Origin of the sequence: Mediterraneibacter catenae (assembly GCF_008691045.1) — a bacterium.
GTDB lineage: Bacteria > Bacillota > Clostridia > Lachnospirales > Lachnospiraceae > Mediterraneibacter > Mediterraneibacter ornithocaccae.
This window is the reverse complement of record NZ_VMSO01000017.1, coordinates 29,476-50,829: the sequence shown is the minus strand read 5'-3', so window position 1 is coordinate 50,829 and position 21,354 is coordinate 29,476. Positions and strand designations below refer to the sequence as shown.

The following is a 21,354-nucleotide window of genomic DNA, read 5'->3' as shown; positions in this document are numbered from 1 at the left end:
TTTCTTACTCTTTTCTGCGGAGTATATCGTATTTTTCCGGCGCTTCGCTCAGTTCCACCCACAGTACCTGTTTCGAATGGGGCGCGCTCTCCTGCTCTTCTCCGTCCTCGTTCATGATCCGCTTTACGGTCACTTCTACATTCTGCCCGTCCGGCTTCATAATCTCGATTGTCTCGCCGACTGAGAATTTATTTCTCTGCTCGATCCTGCACAGACTGTCTTTTGTTTCGCCTACTATGCCGAGATAGGTATACTCTTTATTGTATGTGTTGCTGTCGTAAATCTGCGTGTTCTCATCCGGTTTTCCAAAGAAGAAGCCTGTCGTAAACTGCCGGTAAGTACAGTTGGAGATCTGATCCAGATACCACGGCATATTCTTGCGGTACAGCTCAGGATCTTTCTGGTAATCGTCAATCGCTTTCCGGTATGTTCGCGCTACCGTCGCCACGTAGAGGGCAGTCTTCATCCGTCCCTCGATCTTGAGGCTGTCGATGCCTGCGTCGATCAGTTCCGGAATATGTTCGATCATGCACAGATCTTTGGAATTGAAAATATATGTGCCCCGCTCATTTTCATAGACCGGCATGTACTCTCCCGGCCTTGTCTCTTCCACTACCGCATATTTCCACCGGCACGGATGTGTGCAGGCGCCACGGTTGGCATCCCGCCCGGTAAAATAGTTGCTCAGCAGGCAGCGTCCGGAGTAAGAGATGCACATTGCGCCGTGGACAAATGTTTCAATTTCCAGATCCGCGGGGATATTCGCTCTCAGCTCTTTCAACTCTTCCATGGACAGTTCTCTTGCCGACACCACACGGCTTGCGCCCTGGCGGTACCAGAAATTGTAAGTCCCGTAATTGGTATTATTCGCCTGGGTACTGATATGCCGGTCTATCTCCGGACAGATTTCTTTCGCGATATCAAATACACCGGGATCGGCTATGATCAGCGCATCCGGTTTTATTTCTTTCAGCTCTTTAAAATACTCCCTTACTCCCGGCAGGTCATCATTATGTGCAAGGATATTTGCGGTTACATATACTTTCACCCCATGGTCATGTGCAAAAGCAATACCTTCTCTCATATCATCCATAGAGAAGTTTTTGGCTTTTGCGCGCAGGCCGAAAGCCTCTCCGCCGATGTACACAGCATCTGCTCCGAAAATGACCGCTGTCTTTAATACTTCCAGGCTGCTCGCCGGAATCAGTAATTCAGGATGTCTGCTCATTTTTATATCCTTTCCTGTTTAATACTCACTGCGACGCCGTCTCCCAGCGGAATGATCGATGTCACAAGATTGTCATTGTGTTTCAGTTCATAGAGATATTCCCTCATCCTGGCATGGATCGTCCGGTCCCTGCGCTCTACGGCAAACCTCGACTCGATCACATCCCCGTCCTGCATCACGTTGTCTGAGACAAGGCATCCGCCCGGAGACAAGAGCCGGAGCACGTCCGGGAGATAATGGATATACTGTCCCTTTGCCGCATCCATGAAGATAAAATCATAGGGACCGTCCAGTGTTTTCAGCACTTCTGCCGCGTCACCCTCGAGCAGCGTGATCTGATTTTCCTTCTCCGCACGCCGGAAGTTCTCCCTGGCAATGGGAATTCTCTTTTCATAGTTTTCAATCGTTGTGATCCGGCACTCTTCCGGCACATTTTCACTCATCAGCAATGCCGAGAATCCTACCGCAGTTCCCACTTCCAGGACTTGCACAGGCTTTTTCAACATCAGCAGCACCTTGAGAAAGCTCTGCATCTCCCTGCGTATGATCGGCACATCCGCCGCCCTGGCTTCGCTCTCGATCTTCTCCAGGAGTTCACTGTTCTTCGTATCCAGTGAATTGATAAACGTGACAATACGCTCATCTACTATCATAAAATCATACCCTTATCCGACACAGATGCACAGGGAACATGCCCTGTGCATCTGATCTGTTTCCATATTTTTCTGCGCCTTTGCGGCATTATACATCTACATCCATGATGATCGGAATCACCATCGGTCTTCTCTTCGTCTTCTTCCAGATATAATCATTCATCGCGTCACGGATCGTAAGTTTGATCTTGTTCCAGTCTGTATGGCGTCCGCTCAGGCATTTGTCAAGTGCATCTGACACTGCCTTTCGCGCATCCTCCATAAGCTGTTCCGACTCTCTGACATAGACGAAACCGCGGGACACGATATCCGGTCCTGCAAGCAGCCGGTTCGTCCTGCGTTCCAGTGTAAGGACCACGATGATAATGCCGTCCTCCGCCAGGTGCTGGCGGTCTCTGAGCACGATATTTCCCACATCTCCGACTCCGAGTCCGTCCACAAGTACTGCTCCTGTGTGTACTTTGTCCACAACTCTCGCCGACTCATCGTCGAGTTCCAGCACATCTCCGGACTGGATGATAAATACATTCTGTTTCGGGATCCCGAGAGATTTTGCCACCTCGGCGTTTGCTTTCAGGTGACGGTATTCACCATGCACCGGGATCGCATACTTCGGTTTTACAAGAGAGTAGATCAGTTTCAACTCTTCCTGGCAGGCATGGCCCGACACATGGGTATCCTGAAAGATAACTTCCGCGCCTTTAGCGGAAAGCTCATTGATCACGCGGGATACTGATTTCTCATTTCCCGGGATCGGGTTAGAGCTGAAGATAATCGTGTCATTTGGCTGAATCGTCACCTTGCGGTGGACATCAGCCGCCATTCTGGAAAGTGCGGCCATGGATTCGCCCTGACTGCCGGTTGTGATAAGCACCATCTTCTCAGGCGGATAATTCTTCATCTCATCGATCTCTATCAGTGTGTTTTCAGGCACATTCAGATAGCCCAGCTCAGATGCCGTGGAAATGATGTTGACCATACTCCGGCCTTCTACAACTACTTTTCTTTTGTATTTGTATGCCGAGTTGATGATCTGCTGGACGCGGTCCACATTTGATGCAAATGTAGCAATGATCAGCCTTGTGTTCTGATGCTCTGCAAAAATGTGGTCAAATGTGATACCGACAGTCCTCTCAGACTGCGTAAATCCTTTTCTCTCCGCATTTGTACTGTCGGACATCAGCGCAAGCACGCCTTTCTTTCCGATCTCTGCAAATCTCTGGAGATCGATGGCGTCCCCGAACACCGGTGTATAATCCACCTTAAAGTCTCCGGTGTGTACGACAACTCCGGCAGGCGAATAGATCGCCAGTGCGGATGCATCCTGAATACTGTGGTTTGTCTTAATAAACTCAATCCTGAACTTGCCCAGATTGATAGACTGACCATGCTGAACAACTTTGCGCTTTGTGCTGCGCAGAAGATTGTGTTCCTTCAGTTTATTCTCGATGATTCCCATGGTAAGTTTCGTTGTATAGATCGGAAGATTGATTTCTTTTAATACATATGGCAGAGCACCGATATGATCCTCATGACCATGGGTGATCACAAATCCTTTTACCTTGGACGCGTTGTCCTTTAAATAAGTCACATCCGGAATCACGAGATCGATCCCCAGCATGTCATCCTCCGGAAAGGCCAGACCGCAGTCCACTACAACAATACTGTCCTCATACTCAAAGGCAGTGATATTCATACCGATCTGTTCTAATCCCCCCAGAGGTATGATACGCAATTTTCCTTTTTTCTCTTTTTTCAATAAATAAGCACCTCCATTATGTTTTATGTATCACATTACTTTCGGGCGCAAAAAGAACAGCAGTATATCCAGGCTGCTTTCTCAAAAGACAGTTAATTCTCTTTTTCCATGCAATCTCTGCAGAAACCGTAGAACTTCAGTTCGTGATCCAGAACGTGAAATCCTGTTACCTCTTCAATATGATGTTCCAGATCATCCAGAAGATCATCCGTAAAAGGAATTACTTTATTACATTTCCTGCAAATCAGATGATGATGATTATGCTGCGCATCACCTCTTAACAGGTGACCGATCTCGTATCGTACACATCCATCATCAAGATTAATCCTGTCTACAAGCTGCATGTCCCAGAGAAGCTGCAGTGTACGATATACTGTAGCCAGACCAATATCAGGGTAATCCTGTGACACCAGCTCGTAAATGTCCTCCGCAGTCATATGCATGCCGCTGTTCTGCTCAAGCACTGTAAGGACAAGGATACGCTGGTGCGTAACTTTCAGTCCTTTTTCTTTCAGTCTCTGCTTAAGCAGATCCTCTGTTTTTCTCTGCTGTTCCATCCGCGTTCTTTCGTCTCCCCGCAGTAAATAGATCTATTGTAAAGGCCGAAAATGCCTTACATTTCTATATTTACGTCCTCTAGCAGCTCTTCAAATACTTTCGAAACTGCCAGAAGCTCTGTCTCGTCTTCGACGATTTCATAGACGCACTCTCCTTCTCCCTTCTTTCCTGTTTCTTTCAGGATCAGGCATTCCGCGTCGTCATCTTCGGAATCTGTAACGAGTATGTACTCACTTCCATTGATCATTGTCTCTTCAAGTACAAAAAATTCGTCTTCCCCGTTTCCATCTGCAAAAGCAAATCTTACTTTTTCCATAAAATATGCCCCTTATCTTCATTCTCCTGCTCAGAATGATCTTCCATCTTATTCAGATGCCATATCTGATCTTATATGCAGATGGTCCAGATACCCCTGCAGGATAAAAACTGCCGCTATCTGATCGATATGCTTTTTACGGTTTTCCCGTCTGACTCCGCTCTCAATCAGAGTTCTCTCTGCCTCTACAGTAGTAAGTCGCTCATCCCACATGATGACTTCAAGTCCTGTCCTCCTGTGAAGCATGTCCTTAAATTCCAGCGACTTTTCTGCCCGCTCACCGATATCATTGTTCATATGTTTCGGAAAACCAAGCACGATCTTCTCCACACTATATTCACTGATCAGTTCCTCGATACGGGCACAGGTCCTTCTCAGTTTGTTTTCCTCTTTACGGCTGATCGTTTCAATTGCCTGGGCTGTAAGTCCGAGCGGATCACTGATCGCAACCCCGACGGTCTTCGTCCCATAGTCAAGTCCCATAATTCTCATAATAACAGATTATTCCCATGAATTATGTTCGATATACGCTTTTAGAAGTTCCTCGACCAGTTCATCTCTTTCTACTTTCATCACAAGGCTTCTTGCCCCGTTGTAACTGGTAATATAGGTAGGATCACCTGACATAATATATCCGACGATCTGGTTGACCGGATTGTATCCTTTTTCCTTCAGAGCCTTAAACACGATCTCAAGGATATCTTTTGCCGAGATCTGCGGTCCTGGCTCTACCTGAAAGAATTGTGTATTGCTAAGATCACTCATCGTATCTTCCTCCTTCAAAGTATTATCCAATAACATAAAATCCCTATTTACAATAATAATATAATCCCTCACAAAATTCAATGCATAATTTGTGAAGCATTTTCAATTCGGACTTTGACGATAGTATTTTTTAAGTTTTCTTCAGATTGCAGCGCAATCTTTATATACTCTTTTGTATGACCGACCTGAACGTCTTTTCCGTCCAGCTGCGCATCTTCTTCTACAAGCACCTCTACTGTTTTTCCGATGAAACTCTGTTCATAGGCTTTTCTTTTCCGCTCTCCAAGCGCGATCATTTCAGCGCTTCTTGCAGCCTTGACCTGTTCATCGATCTGCCCGTCCATCCGTGCCGCTTTTGTCCCTTCGCGTCTCGAATATTTAAAAATATGGGTTTCATAAAAATCTACCTTATCAACAAATGCAAGGGACTCCCTGAACTCCTCTTCAGTCTCGCCGGGAAATCCGACGATCACATCTGTCGTAAGCGCAGGATGCTCAAAATACTTTCTCAGAATACAGCATTTTTCATAATACTCTGCACTTGTATATCTGCGGTTCATCCTCTTCAGGGTGGCGTCACATCCGCTCTGGAGCGAGAGATGAAAATGCGGGCAGATCTTCGGTATCTGACTCAGTTCCCGTGCAAACTCTTCCGTTATAATCCCCGGTTCCAGTGATCCGAGCCGGATTCTCGTAATACCATCCACCTCGTGTACAGAGCGTATCAGATCGAGGAGGTGTCTCTCACCGTCAAAATCGATTCCGTAAGAACTCAGATGAATTCCTGTCAGCACAATTTCCTGATATCCGTTGGCGGCCAGATTTTTCACTTCCCCGACCACATCCTCCGGCCGTCTGCTGCGCACCCTCCCTCTGGCATACGGGATGATACAATATGTACAGAACTGGTTGCATCCGTCCTGTACTTTGATATATGCCCGCGTATGATCTCCCGGTCTCGTCAGATGCAGAGTCTCATACTCATGTGTCTTATTGATATCTTCGATCTCTGCTACAGCACAGCGTGTCTCCTGTCCGTCTTCTGTCTTTTCATCGCCGGTGCTTTCCGCTGCACTATACTCTTCCAAAATCTTTATGAGATCCTTTTTGTGGTTATTTCCCAGCACGATATCAATACAGGGATCGATTTCTTTTCCCTCCTGGGCCTGGACATAGCATCCTGCTGCCACCACAATGGCATCCGGATTCATCTTTCTTGCCCGGTGAAGCATCTGCCGGGATTTCCGGTCCGCGATATTAGTCACCGTACAGGTGTTGATGATGTATATATCGGCTCCTTCCTTAAAGGGAACAATCTCATAACCGGCCTTTTCGAGCATCTCCTGCATGGCCTCTGTTTCGTATGCATTTACCTTACAGCCCAGGTTGTGCAGCGCTGCTTTTTTCATAATTATTTACCTCTTTTTTTCCTCTTGTTTCTTGACTTTTCCTGATGCATCCCGTAGAATATACATAAGGCATAAAGCCTTACTTTATTGTATGATTCAAGGAGGGACTATTTAAAATGAAAACCGTACAGATTTCATTAAACTCAATCGACAAAGTAAAATCTTTTGTAAACGAGATCACAAAGTATGACAATGACTTTGATTTAGTATCCGGAAGATATGTTATAGATGCCAAATCAATCATGGGAATCTTCAGCCTTGATCTTTCCAAACCGATCGACCTGAACATCCACGCTGACGGCAATGTTGATGACATCCTTGCAGCTCTGGACGCTTACATCATCAAATAATAAGAATAATTACAGTATATAAAAAGCTGTCTCGCTGCGAGGCAGCTTTTTATATTCTGCAGAATCTATAGGGAAAGCCATCGCCCCCTATAGATTCAAGCCTTATCACTCTCCGTATGCTACGGTGATCACTTCCATTGTCTCTATAGCTGTCTGTACAAGCTCATCGATTTTCTCTGCCAGATTCAGCTCTGACTTTGCAATCCGTTCCACATTCGGTTTTGTCACCGGATGTTTTGCCACAAAGATCGTACAGCAGTCTTCATACGGCAGGATAGAAGTTTCATAGGTATCGATCTTTTCTGATATTTCTACGATCTCTTTCTTATCAAATCCGATCAGCGGACGGTAAACCGGCAGAGTACATACTGCATTAGTCGCGGCAAGGCTCTGCATAGTCTGGCTCGCCACCTGACCAATACTCTCTCCCGTGATCAGCCCCAGACACCCGTCTTTCTTTGCAAAATGCTCGGCAATCCGCATCATATATCTGCGCATGATGATCGTCAGTTCATCGTGCGGGCATTTCTCATAGATATAGAGCTGGATGTCCGTAAAGTTCACGATATGGAGTTTGATCGGCCCTGCATAAGCTGATACATATCTGGCAAGATCGACTACTTTCTCTTTTGCCCGCTCGCTCGTGTACGGCGGCGCATGGAAATAAACAGCCTCGATCTCCACGCCTCTCTTAGCGATCATATAACCTGCCACAGGGCTGTCGATACCGCCGGATAAGAGCAGCATCGCACTGCCGTTTGTCCCTACCGGCATGCCCCCCGGACCCGGAATGATCTCGGAATATATATATACCTCCTCGCGGATCTCCACATTCAGCCTGATATCAGGATGATGCACATCCACTTTCATCCCCGGGTACGCATCGAGGACTGCTTCTCCCAGTTCGCAGTTGATTTCCATGGAATTCATGGGATAGCGTTTGTTGGCGCGTCTCGCCTCTACCTTAAACGTCTTATCCCCCTCAGGATACATCGGTCCCACATATGCCACAATATCTTTTTTCAGTTCTTCGATCTCCTTGACCGGTTTTCTCACGACAGGGCAGATTCCTACGATTCCGAACACCTTCTTCAGGCTCTCCACTGTCTCTTCGTAATCGTATTCGCCCTCACAGTCCACATATACTCTGCCGTGGCATTTGTGCACAATAAACTCTCCGTCCACATCTTTTAACGCATATCTGATCTGACGCACAAGGGCATCTTCAAACATGTAGCGGTTTTTTCCTTTTATCCCTATCTCACCGTACTTGATCAAAAATGAATGAAATGTCATATTTCTCTCCTTTGTTTACACTCTCCCTGCGTACAGTTCCCGCATCAGTGCCGTGTATATCTTCTAAGCATCGGTATACAATTATATAGTGTTTCCAGCGTATAGTCAATTTCTTCTTTGGTCGTAAATTCCGACATGCTGAACCGCAGCGTCGCATCCAGGTATTCCCTTGGAGCTCCGATTCCTTTGAGCACTCCGCTCACCGCCGGGTGATTTGATGAGCACGCTGACCCTGAAGACACATAAATTCCTTTATCTTCAAGCGCATGGAGGAGAACTTCGCTCCGTACACCTGCCACTCCGAGACTGATGATATGCGGAGCGCTTCCTTCGTCTGTAAAGCCATGTACGGTCGTGTTCTCGATTCCGGATATGCCCTCGATGAACCTGCTTTTCAGTTCCCGCATCAATGCTGTCTTTATCTCCAGATCCTGATAGATCATCCTAGACGCAAGACCGATGCCTGCGATCCCCGGTACATTCTCCGTACCTGAACGGATATTTTGCTGTTGTTCTCCGCCGAACATGACAGGTCTTATCTTTACTTTGCTGTCAATATAGAGAAATCCTATTCCCTTCGGGCCATGGATCTTGTGTCCGCTTGCCGTCAGAAGATCGATCCCCATCCGCTTCGGCCAGATACGGTATTTTCCGTATCCCTGCACAGCATCCGTGTGGAAAAGGATCGACGGCTTATAGGCTTTCACGATCTGTGCCGCCTCCTGCACAGGCTGGACCGTCCCTACCTCATTGTTTACATACATGACTGACACGAGGATCGTCTCCGGACAGAGAGCCTCTCTGAGCGCTTCGAGCTTAATCTTCCCTTTTGCATCCACCGGAAGATATGTCACCCGGAAGCCTTCTTCCTCTTCCAGATAACGCATTGTATTTAAAATCGCCGGATGCTCGATCGAAGACGTGATCAGATGATTTCCATTTCTTCTGTTCGCCCGCGCACAGCCGATCAATGCCAGATTGTCGCTCTCCGTGCCGCCGGACGTGAAAAAGATCTCTTTTGCATTGACTTTCAGAAGCTTTGCTATTGTCTCTTTCGACTCCCGGATATAATGCTCCGCCTGCACGCCTTTTCTGTGCATGGAGGACGGATTGCCATAATCGCGGCACATCACTTTATATACTAATTCCCCTACTTCCGGATAACACATGGTCGTAGCGGAATTATCCAGATAAACTTCCATTGCTTTCTTTCCTTTACACTATTCTTACTTATAAATTATGATTTCTGCTCTCCAGATGATACATGAGGATCGAGAGCGTTGTCAATCCCGCAGTCTCCGTGCGCAGGATACGCTTTCCGAGGGAGACCGGCTCTGCGCCTGTCGATTTTGCCTGTTCGACTTCCTCCTCTTCGAAGCCGCCCTCCGGCCCGATAAAGATGCCGATGGACTGTCCCGGCATGATATTTTCTATCACCTGTACCGTCCTTTCCATGCCTTCTTCCAGTTCATAGGGAATCATGACAAGGTCCAGACCAGATGCCGCATCAAGAGCTTCTGCAAAGCTCTTTACCGGCTGCACTTCAGGAATCCGGCTGCGTCCGGACTGCTCAGCGGCTCCTTTGGCGATCGCCTGCCAGCGTTCCTGTCTTTTCCTGGCCTTCTTCTCATCCAGCTTTACGATCGAACGTTTTGCCGAAAACGGGACAATACTGTACACCCCGAGTTCGACTGCTTTCTGTACGATCCAGTCCATCTTATCTCCCTTCGGCAGTCCCTGAAAAAGTGTGATCTGTGAAGGAAGTTCTGCTTCCGAATCCAGTTCTTTCAAAATGTCCAGTACCGCGGCGCCTTCCTCATAGGCACTTATACAGCACAGATAGACACTCCCGCTCCCGTCACTGACGCGGACATCTTCTCCTGTTCTCATCCTCAGAACATTTTTGATATGATTCACGTCAGATCCCCGGAGATATACCTTTCCATCCCTGATCCATGACGGATCTGCAAAAAACTGCTGCATGCCGTTTTCCTCTCCTGTCAGTTTTTTCGCGCTGTCACACAGACCCATTCTCCCTGATACGTCACGTCAAGGACTTCAAGCCCAGCAGCCTTTACCGCATCGGTCACAGTCTGCTCTTTATCGTCAATAATACCGCTTGTAATATAGATACCGCCGGATTTCATCTGATTTACGACTACCGGCGTAAGCTGTACCAGGACGTCTGCGAGAATGTTGGCCACGACAATATCGTAACACCCGTATCCGACTTTATCCTGTACCGCCTTATCGTCGATAATATTTCCGATCATCACCTCATACTGATCCTTTGCTATGCCGTTTACTTCCATATTCTCATAGGTGGCTTCTATAGCACAGGGATCGAGATCTGTTCCCACAGAATACGCCGCCCCGAATTTGAGGGCCAGCATACCGAGTATTCCGCTTCCGCATCCCACATCCAGAATCCTTGTTTTCTCTGTCACGTACTTGCGGATCTGACGGATACAGAGCTGGGTTGTCTCATGCATCCCCGTACCGAACGCAGTACCAGGATCGATATGGATCACCATCTTGTCTGTATCTTCAGGTTTTACCTGTTCCCATGACGGAATGATAAGTATATCATCCACATAAAACTGATGGAAATACTGCTTCCAGTTATTCACCCAGTCCACGTCCTCTGTCTCGGACTCATCGATCCGGCACTCTCCCACATTTACATATGAAGACATTGCTTCAAGCTCTTGTCTGATCTGTGAAAGAATTTTCTCTTTATCCTCCTCGGGCTCCAGATAAAAGCTCAGATACGCAACTCCGTCGTCCGCTTCGATCTCAGGGAGAATATCTACAAACATCTGCTCCTTGTCCGACTGTGTCAGAGGCACTTTGTCTTCAATTTCTACCCCCTGGATTCCAAGATCCATCAGCATACTGCTTACGATATCCTCCGCCTCAGTCGTTGTCTTTAACCGAAATTTATTCCATTTCATTGCTTTTTTCTCCTTTCTGAAACCAGAGATTCAAGTCTACGTTTGCATTGATCCCCGGCACTGCGCCTTCCTCACTGTACTGCCATATTTTGTAGTCATACGGACACTGCGGCACATCATGGTAATCCGCATACCAGAAATCATATCCCGAAAGTTCTGACATATCAAGCGTAAATGCCATCCACTTCATATTAGAATATATCATAGGATCATACCCGGCATGTTCGACAGTGTCACAGAACACTTTACAGTAATTCGTAAATTCCTGTTTTGTGTTATTGTCAGTACGGGCAGTATCCCACTTGATTTCCTCCGTATCATACACAACAGGACCTGTAATCTCATAAGGTTTTAAATGTTCCAGGACGAAATCCGCTTCCTCTACAGCCTCCGCCGCGCTTACAGCCTGAGAGAAAAAATATACGCCCACATCAAGTCCGGCGTCAAGTGCTCCTTTTATGTTGTCCTCATACATCGCGTCAAGGACAAGCTCCCCGCTCTCTCCATACGCACGATATCCCAAGCGGATAATAACGAATTCCACTCCACTGTCACGCACCTGTTTCCAGTCGATCTCCTCACCCTGAAACTCTGATACATCGATGCCGAAACGTGCGGTCACTCCGTTCTCTTCATCATAAAAGCTCTTATATCCCGTTGTTTCATCGGTTTTGAGATGTTCAAAATCATACGTGCACTTTGGCACATCGGACAGAAGCGGAGCCTCATAAGTATTCTCTTCCACATCCTGAAACGTGTAATACGCCCCTTCCTCTGTCATATGGATATCCTCTCCGCCGTCTGCAGAGCTCTCCTCAACCTCAGCTTCACAGCCGCACATAAGAAATGCTGTTATGACAAGCAGTACGAACGACTTTAACTTACTCATCTTCCGCCACCTTCATCTCGTCCCCGATCCGGATCTTACCTCCCCGGATCACCCTGGCAAAGACTCCTTCCCTTGGCATGATACAGTCGCCCATCTTCTGGTAAATCTGACAGCTGTGATGACATTCTTTCCCTATCTGGGTCATCTCGAGAATGACTTCGCCGCAGCAAAGTCTCGTCCCTACAGGCAGAGAACGAAAGTCTATGCCCTCCACCACCAGATTTTCCCCGAAGGCGCCATCCTCCACTTCTGCTCCTCTTGCACGGAACTCCTCTATCTTATCATAAGAAAGCAGACTGACCTGGCGATGCCATTTTCCTGCATGAGCGTCTCCTGCTATACCATAATCCTCTATAAATTCAGCCTCTTTTACATTCGTCTTCTGTGTACCTTTCGCAGGACTTGTGCAGACTGTTATTACTTTTCCCATATTTATATCTATCCTCCGATCTGAGACATATCCCTCGTCTCAAGTTTTTCATCTCCACTCAAAGAGGCCGGTGTATCCGGACGTCCGTCAGCAAAATGATGGCAGGCCGGTTTCTCATATATTACACGTCTCATCTCCTGCCTTATCACTTCATCGTCCGCTCCGCTTCTGAGCAGCTTTCTCATATCTATGCCTGTTTCATACTGAAGGCATAATTTCAGACGTCCTTCCGACGTGAGCCGGACACGGTTGCATGTGCTGCAGAATTTATGCGTAACGGCATCAATAAAACCGATTTTCCCCTGAAATCCGGAAAACTGTACATATACGGCCGGTCCGTTCCCAAACTTTCCATTACAGCGCTCTGCCTCTCCAAAACGCTCTTTCAGTATATTGTATATCTCCTGTCCGCTCACTCCGCAGTACTCTTTCCCCAGTCCGATCGGCATCATCTCAATAAAACGGACATCCACATCCCGGTCCTTTGCCAGCGATGCAAGCTGTACATACGTTTCTTCCGGCATTCCCTTCAGAGGCACACAATTGACCTTTACCTTCAGAGCCGGATAAGAAAGAGCAGCGTCAAGCCCGGAAAGTACTTCCTCTATACCCCCTCTGCGGGTGATCTTATGATAATATTCCGGATCCAGAGTATCGATACTTATGTTAACTGCATCCAAGCCATTAGAAACTAATTCGTTTATATTATCTTTTAAAAGTATGCCATTTGTCGTAAGCGTAACCTGTTCTATCCCCGGTATTTTCTTCAGCATCCCGAGAAGTCCCGGCAGGCCGCGGCGCACAAGCGGCTCTCCGCCTGTCAGCTTGATCCTGCTGATTCCAAGCTCTGCTCCGATACCGCATATTCTCCTGATTTCATCGAAAGTAAGAATGTCACTGTGGCTGACGCAGGGGACACCTTCTTCCGGCATGCAGTATATGCAGCGGAGATTGCACCGGTCTGTCACAGATACTCTCATGTAGTCGATATTTCTGCCGAATTGATCTCTCATCTGGCACACTCTCCGTCCCGGCCGGTCAGAATAGCCAGGCCATGATCCAGCGACGGAAGCACCGCTTCCAGATTCTCTCTGACGGCTTTCGGACTTCCGGGCAGGTTGATGATCAGCGTCTTCCCGCGGATGACAGACACCCCGCGGCTCAGCATTGCGCGAGGAGTTATTTTAAGAGATGCAAGCCTCATTGCTTCCGCGATTCCCGGCGCGTTTCTCTGTGCGATATCCATCGTCGCTTCCGGTGTACAGTCTCTCGGCGAAAATCCCGTGCCACCTGTGGTGAAAATTATATCCATTCTTTTTTTATCACACAATTCACAAAGACATTTTTTTATTTCTTCTTTTTCATCTGGCAACAATATCGTTTCCTGCACATCGTATCCGCTCTCTGTGAGTATTTCACAAATAAGAGGACCGCTTTTGTCCTCTCTTTCTCCTGCATATCCTTTATCACTTAATGTCACAACTGCTGCTTTCCATCTATATTCAGCCATAATTTCATCTCCGTCCGCTCAAAGTATATTTAATTCTCTTTTCCCCTCCGGCAGCTTTACTTTATGAGAGTGAAGATTATTATATACATTTCCACTTTTTCCGCCCGTCTTCTGAACAAGATAGATCTCACCGATCTCCATAGTCTTGTCCATTGCTTTGCACATATCATAAATCGTAAGAAGGGCCACACTGACTCCTGTCAGAGCTTCCATCTCCACACCGGTCTTCCCTGTCACCTTCACCGTGCAGGCACAATAAATTGCGCACTCGTCTGTATCCATCTCAAAATTTATTTTGCAGTTGGTGATCGGCAGGATGTGGCACATAGGAATCAGATCAGAAGTTTTCTTGGCTCCCATGATCCCCGCTGTAGCTGCCACGCCAAGTACGTCTCCCTTGCCAACAGTCCCCGCTTTTATCGCATCAAAAACTTCGCGGTTTACAGTAATCTTTCCAGTTGCCGTGGCTTCTCTTACCGTTTCGGTTTTTGCCGTAACATCTACCATGACAGCCTTGCCGTTTTCGTCAAAATGTGTAAATCCCATGACGCTTATCCTTTCTTTTGTTTCGCGTAATATGTCGTAACAGTTTAGACTTTATATTGATCTTTTCAGAGATAACTTAAATATATCGGACTTCTGTCTGAGACATAATGTTTTGCATGTATTCTAACACACTTTTATATGAGATTCCATCCTCAATTTTGCTTCGGGTACAGTTAGCACGTCAATGCGGTTTTGTGCTCATCTCGCTGTGGGGCGTCCGCCCTATGCATGTTAGCGCGCAGGTTTGTTTCCCAATCGTCCGATCAGACCTCAGCTCGATTTCGCACTTCGTGCTTCATCTCGCTGTGGGGCGTCCGCCCTATGCATGATAAAAAGGGTGCCGCCTTCTGTAAGCTTTGCTTACAAGGCTGCACCCTTTCCATCATGCGCAGGTCTGATCTGTTGATTCAAACTGTGAATTATATAAGTCGGCGTAGAAACCGTTTTTAGCGAGGAGGGCTTCGTGTGTTCCCTGCTCGACGATATCGCCGTCTTTCATGACGAGGATCAGATCGGCGTCACGGATTGTTGACAGGCGATGGGCGATGATGAAACTTGTTCTTCCTTTCATCAGGTTATCCATTGCTTTCTGGATCAGCACTTCTGTTCTTGTATCTACGGAGCTGGTCGCCTCATCGAGGATCAGGATCTTCGGATCTGCGAGGATCGCACGGGCGATCGTCAGAAGCTGTTTCTGACCCTGAGATACGTTGCTCGCCTCTTCGTTGAGCTCCATATTATAGCCGCCCGGAAGTGTCTGCACGAAGCGGTGTACATGGGCCGCTTTAGCCGCCTGTATCACTTCTTCATCTGTGGCATCCAGTTTTCCGTACCGGATGTTCTCCATGATAGAGCCATGGAAGAGCCATGTGTCCTGAAGCACCATGCCGAACATTTCTCTGAGCTCGCTCCGGTTGAAGTCCCTGACGTCGTGTCCGTCGATCTTGATCGCTCCGCTGTTCACATCATAGAAACGCATGAGCAGCTTGATCATGGTCGTCTTTCCGGCTCCTGTAGGACCGACAATGGCAATCTTCTGTCCCTCTTTTACTTTAGCGGAGAAATCGTTGATGATGATCTTATCCGGGTTATAGCCGAAATGTACGTGATCGAACTCAACATTTCCCTGTAAACCTTCTACAGATACCGGATCCGGTACTGTCTGGTCTTCCTCTTTCTCCTCAAGAAATTCAAAGACACGTTCTGAAGCCGCAGCGGTAAGCTGAAGCATATTTGTCACCTGAGCCACCTGCTGGATCGGCTGTGTAAAGTTCCTTACATACTGGATAAAGGACTGGATATCTCCGACCTCGATCGCATTGCGGATTGCAAGGAATCCGCCGAGGATCGCGACTGCCACATAGCCGAGATTTCCGATAAACTGCATGACCGGCATCATCATCCCTGAAAAGAACTGGGATTTCCATGCGGAATCATAGAGTTTTCCGTTTATCGCATCAAACTCACCGATCACATCCTCTTCTTTATTGAATGCTTTGATGATGTTGTGTCCGCTGTATATCTCCTCAACCTGACCGTTTACATTTCCCAGATATTGCTGCTGTCCGCGGAAATATTTCTGGGAGTGCTTCATAACAAATGAGATCAGAATCACGGAGATGGGAAGGATCAGGACTGCCACAAGTGTCATCAGCGGGCTGATCGACAGCATCATGACGAGCACACCGATGAGCGTCGTCACGGAAGTGATCAACTGTGTCGCACTCTGGTTTAAGCTCTGTCCGAGTGTATCCACATCGTTTGTCACACGGGAGAGCACTTCTCCTACCGGTTTCGTGTCGAAATAATTCATCGGCATACGGTTGATCTTCTCGGATATTTCTTTTCTCAAACGGTACGTCGTCTTCTGGGAGACGCCCGTCATGATAATGCCCTGGATAAAGCTGCACAGAGCGCTGATCACATAGAGTCCCAGTGTGAGCAGGAGGATCTGTCCGATCTTACCGAAATCCATGCCGCTGCCTCCGGACACCTTACTCACCAGTCCGTTAAAGATCTCTGTCGTTGCTTTACCGAGTATCTTTGGTCCAAGGATATTGAAAACAGTTCCGCAGATTGCAAAAACTGCGACAAACAGCATATGGAACTTAAATGCATTCATATATTTGATCAGTTTCTTGATCGTGCCCTTAAAATCTTTTGCTTTTTCTCCGGCCGCATTGCCGCGCATCCCTCTAGGCATTGACAGACACCTCCTTTCCGTCTTCTGCTGCTTTTCCTGCCTTAAGCTCTGATTCGGAGAGCTGGGACGCCGCGATCTGCTGGTAGACTTCACAGTTCTTCAGCAGTTCTTTGTGAGTTCCGATTCCCGCGATCCGTCCGTCGTCAAGAACGATGATCTGTTCTGCATTCAGGATCGTACTGATACGCTGAGCCACGATCAGGACCGTGCTCTCCTTTGTCTTCTGTTTCAGCGCTTTTCTCAGCGTAACATCGGTCTTGAAGTCAAGCGCTGAGAAGCTGTCGTCAAAAATAAATACTTCCGGATGTTTTGCGATCGCTCTCGCAATGGAAAGTCTCTGTTTCTGACCGCCCGATACGTTGGAACCGCCCTGAGCGATCGGGCTTTCATATTTATCCGGTTTCTGGTCGATGAACTCTGTCGCCTGTGCGATCTCAGCCGCCTCAATCATCTCCTCCTCACTTCCGTGCGGATTGCCGAACATGATATTAGAAGCAATATCGCCCGAGAACAGGATTCCTTTCTGGGGGACGTATCCCAGCTTTCCCCTGAGTCCGTGCTGTGACACCTGCCGGATATCCACTCCGTCCAGAGTGATGCTTCCCTCAGTCACATCGTAGAACCTCGGAATCAGGTTGACCAGTGTGGACTTACCGCTTCCGGTGCTTCCGATGATAGCCGTCGTCTGTCCCGGCCTCGCTGTAAATGTGATATCATGGAGCACATTTTCATCCGCTCCCGGATACCGGAAGGAGACATGGTCGAAACGGAGCAGTCCCTTCTCCTCATTCCGGAATTCTTCCGGTTTCTCGGGATCATGGATCACTGTCTTACTGTCAAGCACTTCCTGGACACGGTCTGCTGCGACCGCAGCTCTCGGCAGCATGATCGACAGCATACACAGCATCAGGAATCCCATAATGATCTGCATTGTATACTGGATAAATGCCATCATATCGCCGACCTGCATCTCACCATTGTCGATACCGTGGGCTCCGGTCCACATGATGAGAACCGAAATACCATTCATGACAAGCATCATCACCGGCATCATAAATGTCATCGCCCGGTTTACGAACAGGTTCGTTTTCGTGAGAGCCCTGTTTGCATCATCGAAACGCTCTTCTTCATGTTTCTGCGTACTAAATGCTCTGATAACCGAGAGTCCGGTGAGGATCTCCCTCATGACCAGATTCACCTTGTCGACCAGAGTCTGCAGGATCCTGAACTTCGGCATCGCCACCAGGAACAACACAAGGATAACAAGCGCAATGATCACGACTGCCAGTGCAATGATCCATGACATTGACACATTCGTCTGGAATACCTGTATGATTCCTCCGATAGCAAGGATCGGCGCATACAGTACGATCCTCAGCAGCATGACAATGATGAGCTGAATCTGCTGAATATCATTTGTACTTCTCGTGATCAGGGAAGCTGTAGAAAAGTGGTCAAACTCATTGTTGGAGAATCCCACAACCTTGCGGAATACTCTTCCTCTTAAGTCACGGCCTGTAGCCGCACCTACGCGGGAAGCCATAAACCCTACGAGGATACTCGCCGCCATTCCAAGAAGTGCGAGCCCCGCCATCTTACCTCCTGTCGTGATAAGATAGGTGATCTGTATCTGATCCATATCCATACCGAGATTTTCATATGCACTTCCCACATAGCTGACAGCTGCCTGCTCCAGGATCGTCTCGGGGATGTCGTCCATCTGCTCTTCCATCTCCTGGATCATTGCCTCTTTCTGCTCTGCCGGAAGCATCTGCAGAATATCGAATACTTCCATGTCGTCCGATACCAGCTCCTGCGGCATAGCCGACTTTAACTGTTCTTCGATCTGCTGCGTCATATCGCTTCCCGACTCAAATCCCGCTGTCAGCATCATCGGGCCGGCAAGGATATCCGTGAGTTCTTCTGTGTCGTCCTCTGAAATATCCTCTTTCAGCACATAAGCCGCTGTATCATACGCGTCATTATCCTCTTCATAGGCATTCATCACCGTCTCCTGATTCTCAGAGGAAACAAACAGAAGCAGACGCTCCATCTCCTCCGATGAGATTGCCTCGGGTATCCGGTCTTCGATTCCTGCCTGCTGAATACCTACATTGACAATGTCAGACGTGTAGGCCGGCAGCGACAGATCGCAGTATGCCTGAATGAACAGAACAACAATGATGGCAATCAGAGACTTCCAGTGCTCCGCTGCATATTTAAATAAATTCTTCATTGTATGTCTTTCCTTTCACTAAGATTGTCTTTGATTTGAAGAAGCAATCGCTTTAAAAGCAGGATTTCTTCCCTGCTCATGCCCCGGAACATAAGCTGTTCCATCTGCTCAGCCACTGTATAGACTCCTTGGATACAGGATTCGCCTTTTTCGGTCAGCGTCAGACGCATTACCCGCTGGTCATCCTGATCCGTATGTCTTGTCAGATAGCCGTCCCTCTCCATTTTCTGGATGGAAGATGTAATGGACGGCGGCGTCACATTCAGACGGGCAGCCAGCTCTTTCTGGGACATAGAAGCGTTGCGGTGAAGAGCAAACAATATTCCTGCCTGACTTTTATTCAGGTCAAATTCCTGATACATTTCTTTTGCACGGTTCATCATCTTGTGCATTACGAGCCCCATAACTCCAAATACCGGCATCTCATTTACATCACACTGCATATTCTACTCCTTTCCATGTCAAATTAGTTAGTTAACTAAACAGTATATTAGTACTATTATACAATTGAGTCAAGTAATTTTTGTATAATTTCACAGTTATTTTATACTTTATTCACAAATATGTGCGATTAAATTATTAATGCGAATATCTTTTAACGCAGAAAAAGACTGCCGTATCTATGATTTTCTGATCATTGATGCGACAGTCTCTATTTCAGAATAACTATTCTTGCAGCACACCTGCGGCTCTTAATTTTTCAAGAAATCCTTCCAGTCCCTTTTCTGCTTCACTTCTCCCCATATTATACGTTTCTTCCATAGCGTTGGAGTACCTTTTCCAGTCTGAACTATATTTTTACTTTCTGTCAGTTCAACTTTAAAGTTCGCTGATCACTTTCCCGTCCGTGGAGATCACCGCGACCGACCACGGAATCAGCTTCCCGCTGTCTTTAAGAGCGGTCTTTACCGCGTGTTCCAGGCCGCCGCAGCACGGCACTTCCATGCGCACGACCGTCACGCTGCTGATCTCGTTCTCCCTGATAATCTCCGTCAGCTTCTCCGCGTAGTCCACAGCATCCAGTTTCGGACAACCCACGAGAGTAATGTGATCCTTGATAAACCGCTCATGGAATCCGGCATATGCGTACGCAGTACAGTCAGCGGCAATGAGCAGCTTCGCACCGTCAAAATAGGGGGCCTTCACAGGAGCAAGTTTGATCTGAACCGGCCACTGTGTAAGACGGCTCACCGGCTCTGCGGCTCCGCTGCCGGCTACGGCGGTATTTACACGTTCCTCAGAGTGTTCGATCGTCCGGGCACGGGAACCGGGACAGCCGCCGGAAAGCGTCTCTCGCTCCGCCTTCATCTTTTCCTCTTTATTCTTCATTACAGCCTCATGATCATAAGCTGCCGCCTCACGCTCCACAAAATGAATCGCATCTGTCGGGCAGGCCGGAAGGCAGTCCCCTAATCCGTCACAGTAATCATCTCTTAAAAGTTTCGCATTTCCGTTCACCATGCCGATCGCGCCCTCGTGGCAGGCAGCAGCGCAGGCTCCGCATCCGTTGCATTTTTCCTCATCAATCTGTATGATCTTGCGTATCATGTTGATTCTCCTCTCTGACGTTTATGGCTGAAGTATAACACGAGAAGAACTATATTTATGTTGTTTTTACAACAACTTTTAATCAACATTTCAGTCCGATCAGTCCGCCTTTTTCCTCATACCCTGTGTCCCACAGATCTCTGAGCAAGAAAGTATACATCTCCCCATATGTCGCGACCGTAATCCACAAGCCGTCTTCCCGCTCCTCATATCCATAACACAAAAACCAGTGCCAGACAAAGTCTTTGTAGTATGCTTTCCTGTGTCTCAGCATGAGATAAGGCACGGGATATCCGCTGTCGACCTGCTGTCTGATAAAGAGTTCTGCCGTCCGGATATCCTCTGTTCCCGGCAACTCTTCCATCTCTATGCCGGTCTCTCCGACATCTTTCAGATAATTTTCAAAGCCCTCCGTGAACATCCAGAGCTTATTGACCCCGTTCACTCTTGGCCTCAGATACGGCTTCATCTTCATGGAAAAGTCGATATAGTCCTGCTTCGTCAGCGCATGGACGTCGTACGGATACAAATGTTCCATGCCCCGGCGCAGAGCCAGATAGATACAGCAGTCACAGGCTGTCGCCGCCGCACAGCCGCCGATGTACATAACTACATTTTTGAACCATTCCTGATTGCCTCCGACTGCCCCGTCTACTGAAAAATAGTTTAAAATTTTCTTCATTCTTTCATTCACCTGTTTCATT

23 protein-coding genes are annotated in these 21,354 nt (G+C 47.6%); 1 reads left to right on the top strand and 22 read right to left on the bottom strand.

Annotated elements, in window-relative coordinates; translation table 11 throughout:
• Positions 1–4 precede the first annotated feature (4 nt).
• The 8 genes from FNY66_RS11925 to mtaB form a co-directional block, all read right to left on the bottom strand.
• Entirely contained in the window at positions 5–1,228 is a 1,224-nt protein-coding gene (locus tag FNY66_RS11925; protein WP_087151915.1) for a peptidase U32 family protein, read from the bottom strand.
• A gap of 2 nt (positions 1,229–1,230) precedes the next feature.
• The gene (locus FNY66_RS11920; protein WP_150311294.1) at positions 1,231–1,881 is read right to left on the bottom strand and encodes an O-methyltransferase; all 651 of its coding nucleotides are present in this window, start codon (positions 1,879–1,881) and stop codon (positions 1,231–1,233) included.
• Between the two features lie 88 nt (positions 1,882–1,969).
• Positions 1,970–3,640, bottom strand: coding sequence for a ribonuclease J (locus tag FNY66_RS11915; protein ID WP_087151917.1), 1,671 nt, complete (start codon positions 3,638–3,640; stop codon positions 1,970–1,972).
• 92 nt (positions 3,641–3,732) lie between these two features.
• On the bottom strand, positions 3,733–4,197 hold the full coding sequence (locus tag FNY66_RS11910; protein WP_087151918.1) for a Fur family transcriptional regulator: 465 nt from the start codon (positions 4,195–4,197) through the stop codon (positions 3,733–3,735).
• 56 nt (positions 4,198–4,253) lie between these two features.
• Positions 4,254–4,514: a DUF1292 domain-containing protein gene (locus FNY66_RS11905; protein WP_087151919.1), complete on the bottom strand. Its 261-nt coding sequence runs from the start codon at positions 4,512–4,514 to the stop codon at positions 4,254–4,256.
• Positions 4,515–4,562: 48 nt separating this feature from the next.
• Positions 4,563–5,006, bottom strand: coding sequence for a Holliday junction resolvase RuvX (gene ruvX / locus FNY66_RS11900; protein WP_150311293.1), 444 nt, complete (start codon positions 5,004–5,006; stop codon positions 4,563–4,565).
• 9 nt (positions 5,007–5,015) lie between these two features.
• Entirely contained in the window at positions 5,016–5,279 is a 264-nt protein-coding gene (locus FNY66_RS11895; RefSeq protein WP_087151921.1) for an IreB family regulatory phosphoprotein, read from the bottom strand.
• 77 nt (positions 5,280–5,356) lie between these two features.
• Positions 5,357–6,688 (bottom strand): tRNA (N(6)-L-threonylcarbamoyladenosine(37)-C(2))-methylthiotransferase MtaB, encoded by a 1,332-nt coding sequence (mtaB, locus tag FNY66_RS11890; protein ID WP_150311292.1) that lies wholly within the window; start codon positions 6,686–6,688, stop codon positions 5,357–5,359.
• Positions 6,689–6,804: 116 nt separating this feature from the next.
• On the opposite strand from mtaB, the gene FNY66_RS11885 reads away from it, so the two are divergent.
• The gene (locus FNY66_RS11885; RefSeq protein ID WP_087151923.1) at positions 6,805–7,038 is read left to right on the top strand and encodes an HPr family phosphocarrier protein; all 234 of its coding nucleotides are present in this window, start codon (positions 6,805–6,807) and stop codon (positions 7,036–7,038) included.
• Positions 7,039–7,143: 105 nt separating this feature from the next.
• On the opposite strand, the gene thiI is transcribed toward FNY66_RS11885, so the two are convergent.
• The 14 genes from thiI to FNY66_RS11815 form a co-directional block, all read right to left on the bottom strand.
• Entirely contained in the window at positions 7,144–8,334 is a 1,191-nt protein-coding gene (gene thiI, locus FNY66_RS11880; protein ID WP_150311291.1) for a tRNA uracil 4-sulfurtransferase ThiI, read from the bottom strand.
• Between the two features lie 44 nt (positions 8,335–8,378).
• Positions 8,379–9,536, bottom strand: coding sequence for a cysteine desulfurase family protein (locus FNY66_RS11875; protein ID WP_150311290.1), 1,158 nt, complete (start codon positions 9,534–9,536; stop codon positions 8,379–8,381).
• A 28-nt stretch (positions 9,537–9,564) separates the two neighbouring features.
• Positions 9,565–10,317 (bottom strand): 16S rRNA (uracil(1498)-N(3))-methyltransferase, encoded by a 753-nt coding sequence (locus tag FNY66_RS11870; protein ID WP_087151943.1) that lies wholly within the window; start codon positions 10,315–10,317, stop codon positions 9,565–9,567.
• A 17-nt stretch (positions 10,318–10,334) separates the two neighbouring features.
• Positions 10,335–11,288 (bottom strand): 50S ribosomal protein L11 methyltransferase, encoded by a 954-nt coding sequence (gene prmA, locus FNY66_RS11865; RefSeq protein ID WP_150311289.1) that lies wholly within the window; start codon positions 11,286–11,288, stop codon positions 10,335–10,337.
• On the bottom strand, positions 11,275–12,177 hold the full coding sequence (locus FNY66_RS11860) for a glycoside hydrolase family 25 protein (protein ID WP_150311288.1): 903 nt from the start codon (positions 12,175–12,177) through the stop codon (positions 11,275–11,277). The genes prmA and FNY66_RS11860 overlap by 14 nt, the downstream gene beginning before the upstream one ends.
• The gene (locus FNY66_RS11855; protein ID WP_150311287.1) at positions 12,170–12,607 is read right to left on the bottom strand and encodes an MOSC domain-containing protein; all 438 of its coding nucleotides are present in this window, start codon (positions 12,605–12,607) and stop codon (positions 12,170–12,172) included. The genes FNY66_RS11860 and FNY66_RS11855 overlap by 8 nt, the downstream gene beginning before the upstream one ends.
• Positions 12,608–12,615: 8 nt before the next feature.
• A complete protein-coding gene (moaA, locus tag FNY66_RS11850; RefSeq protein ID WP_150311286.1) occupies positions 12,616–13,620 on the bottom strand; it encodes a GTP 3',8-cyclase MoaA in 1,005 nt (334 codons plus the stop codon).
• Positions 13,617–14,117, bottom strand: a complete 501-nt coding sequence (locus tag FNY66_RS11845) for a MogA/MoaB family molybdenum cofactor biosynthesis protein (protein WP_150311285.1) — start codon at positions 14,115–14,117, stop codon at positions 13,617–13,619. The genes moaA and FNY66_RS11845 overlap by 4 nt, the downstream gene beginning before the upstream one ends.
• Positions 14,118–14,135: 18 nt before the next feature.
• Positions 14,136–14,663, bottom strand: coding sequence for a cyclic pyranopterin monophosphate synthase MoaC (gene moaC / locus FNY66_RS11840; protein ID WP_150311284.1), 528 nt, complete (start codon positions 14,661–14,663; stop codon positions 14,136–14,138).
• A gap of 382 nt (positions 14,664–15,045) precedes the next feature.
• A complete protein-coding gene (locus tag FNY66_RS11835; RefSeq protein ID WP_150311283.1) occupies positions 15,046–16,866 on the bottom strand; it encodes an ABC transporter ATP-binding protein in 1,821 nt (606 codons plus the stop codon).
• Positions 16,859–19,102 carry an ABC transporter ATP-binding protein gene (locus tag FNY66_RS11830; protein WP_150311282.1) on the bottom strand — a complete coding sequence of 748 codons (2,244 nt, stop codon included), beginning with the start codon at positions 19,100–19,102 and terminating at the stop codon, positions 16,859–16,861. The genes FNY66_RS11835 and FNY66_RS11830 overlap by 8 nt, the downstream gene beginning before the upstream one ends.
• The gene (locus FNY66_RS11825; protein WP_087151932.1) at positions 19,099–19,545 is read right to left on the bottom strand and encodes a MarR family winged helix-turn-helix transcriptional regulator; all 447 of its coding nucleotides are present in this window, start codon (positions 19,543–19,545) and stop codon (positions 19,099–19,101) included. Before FNY66_RS11825 ends, FNY66_RS11830 begins: the two co-directional genes overlap by 4 nt.
• A gap of 376 nt (positions 19,546–19,921) precedes the next feature.
• Positions 19,922–20,650 (bottom strand): ATP-binding protein, encoded by a 729-nt coding sequence (locus FNY66_RS11820; protein ID WP_150311281.1) that lies wholly within the window; start codon positions 20,648–20,650, stop codon positions 19,922–19,924.
• An 82-nt stretch (positions 20,651–20,732) separates the two neighbouring features.
• Complete coding sequence (locus tag FNY66_RS11815) at positions 20,733–21,332, bottom strand: hypothetical protein (RefSeq protein WP_150311280.1); 600 nt, start codon at positions 21,330–21,332, stop codon at positions 20,733–20,735.
• Positions 21,333–21,354: the final 22 nt, after the last annotated feature.

Coding starts and splice junctions, on each gene's coding strand:
- FNY66_RS11925 (WP_087151915.1), bottom strand. CDS start 1,228: ATGAGCAGACATCCTGAATTACTGATTCCGGCGAGCAGCCTGGAAGTA.
- FNY66_RS11920 (WP_150311294.1), bottom strand. CDS start 1,881: ATGATAGTAGATGAGCGTATTGTCACGTTTATCAATTCACTGGATACG.
- FNY66_RS11910 (WP_087151918.1), bottom strand. CDS start 4,197: ATGGAACAGCAGAGAAAAACAGAGGATCTGCTTAAGCAGAGACTGAAA.
- FNY66_RS11905 (WP_087151919.1), bottom strand. CDS start 4,514: ATGGAAAAAGTAAGATTTGCTTTTGCAGATGGAAACGGGGAAGACGAA.
- ruvX (WP_150311293.1), bottom strand. CDS start 5,006: ATGAGAATTATGGGACTTGACTATGGGACGAAGACCGTCGGGGTTGCG.
- FNY66_RS11895 (WP_087151921.1), bottom strand. CDS start 5,279: ATGAGTGATCTTAGCAATACACAATTCTTTCAGGTAGAGCCAGGACCG.
- mtaB (WP_150311292.1), bottom strand. CDS start 6,688: ATGAAAAAAGCAGCGCTGCACAACCTGGGCTGTAAGGTAAATGCATAC.
- FNY66_RS11885 (WP_087151923.1), top strand. CDS start 6,805: ATGAAAACCGTACAGATTTCATTAAACTCAATCGACAAAGTAAAATCT.
- thiI (WP_150311291.1), bottom strand. CDS start 8,334: ATGACATTTCATTCATTTTTGATCAAGTACGGTGAGATAGGGATAAAA.
- FNY66_RS11875 (WP_150311290.1), bottom strand. CDS start 9,536: ATGGAAGTTTATCTGGATAATTCCGCTACGACCATGTGTTATCCGGAA.
- FNY66_RS11870 (WP_087151943.1), bottom strand. CDS start 10,317: ATGCAGCAGTTTTTTGCAGATCCGTCATGGATCAGGGATGGAAAGGTA.
- prmA (WP_150311289.1), bottom strand. CDS start 11,288: ATGAAATGGAATAAATTTCGGTTAAAGACAACGACTGAGGCGGAGGAT.
- FNY66_RS11860 (WP_150311288.1), bottom strand. CDS start 12,177: ATGAGTAAGTTAAAGTCGTTCGTACTGCTTGTCATAACAGCATTTCTT.
- FNY66_RS11855 (WP_150311287.1), bottom strand. CDS start 12,607: ATGGGAAAAGTAATAACAGTCTGCACAAGTCCTGCGAAAGGTACACAG.
- moaA (WP_150311286.1), bottom strand. CDS start 13,620: ATGAGAGATCAATTCGGCAGAAATATCGACTACATGAGAGTATCTGTG.
- FNY66_RS11845 (WP_150311285.1), bottom strand. CDS start 14,117: ATGGCTGAATATAGATGGAAAGCAGCAGTTGTGACATTAAGTGATAAA.
- moaC (WP_150311284.1), bottom strand. CDS start 14,663: ATGGGATTTACACATTTTGACGAAAACGGCAAGGCTGTCATGGTAGAT.
- FNY66_RS11835 (WP_150311283.1), bottom strand. CDS start 16,866: ATGCCTAGAGGGATGCGCGGCAATGCGGCCGGAGAAAAAGCAAAAGAT.
- FNY66_RS11830 (WP_150311282.1), bottom strand. CDS start 19,102: ATGAAGAATTTATTTAAATATGCAGCGGAGCACTGGAAGTCTCTGATT.
- FNY66_RS11825 (WP_087151932.1), bottom strand. CDS start 19,545: ATGCAGTGTGATGTAAATGAGATGCCGGTATTTGGAGTTATGGGGCTC.
- FNY66_RS11820 (WP_150311281.1), bottom strand. CDS start 20,650: ATGATACGCAAGATCATACAGATTGATGAGGAAAAATGCAACGGATGC.
- FNY66_RS11815 (WP_150311280.1), bottom strand. CDS start 21,332: ATGAAGAAAATTTTAAACTATTTTTCAGTAGACGGGGCAGTCGGAGGC.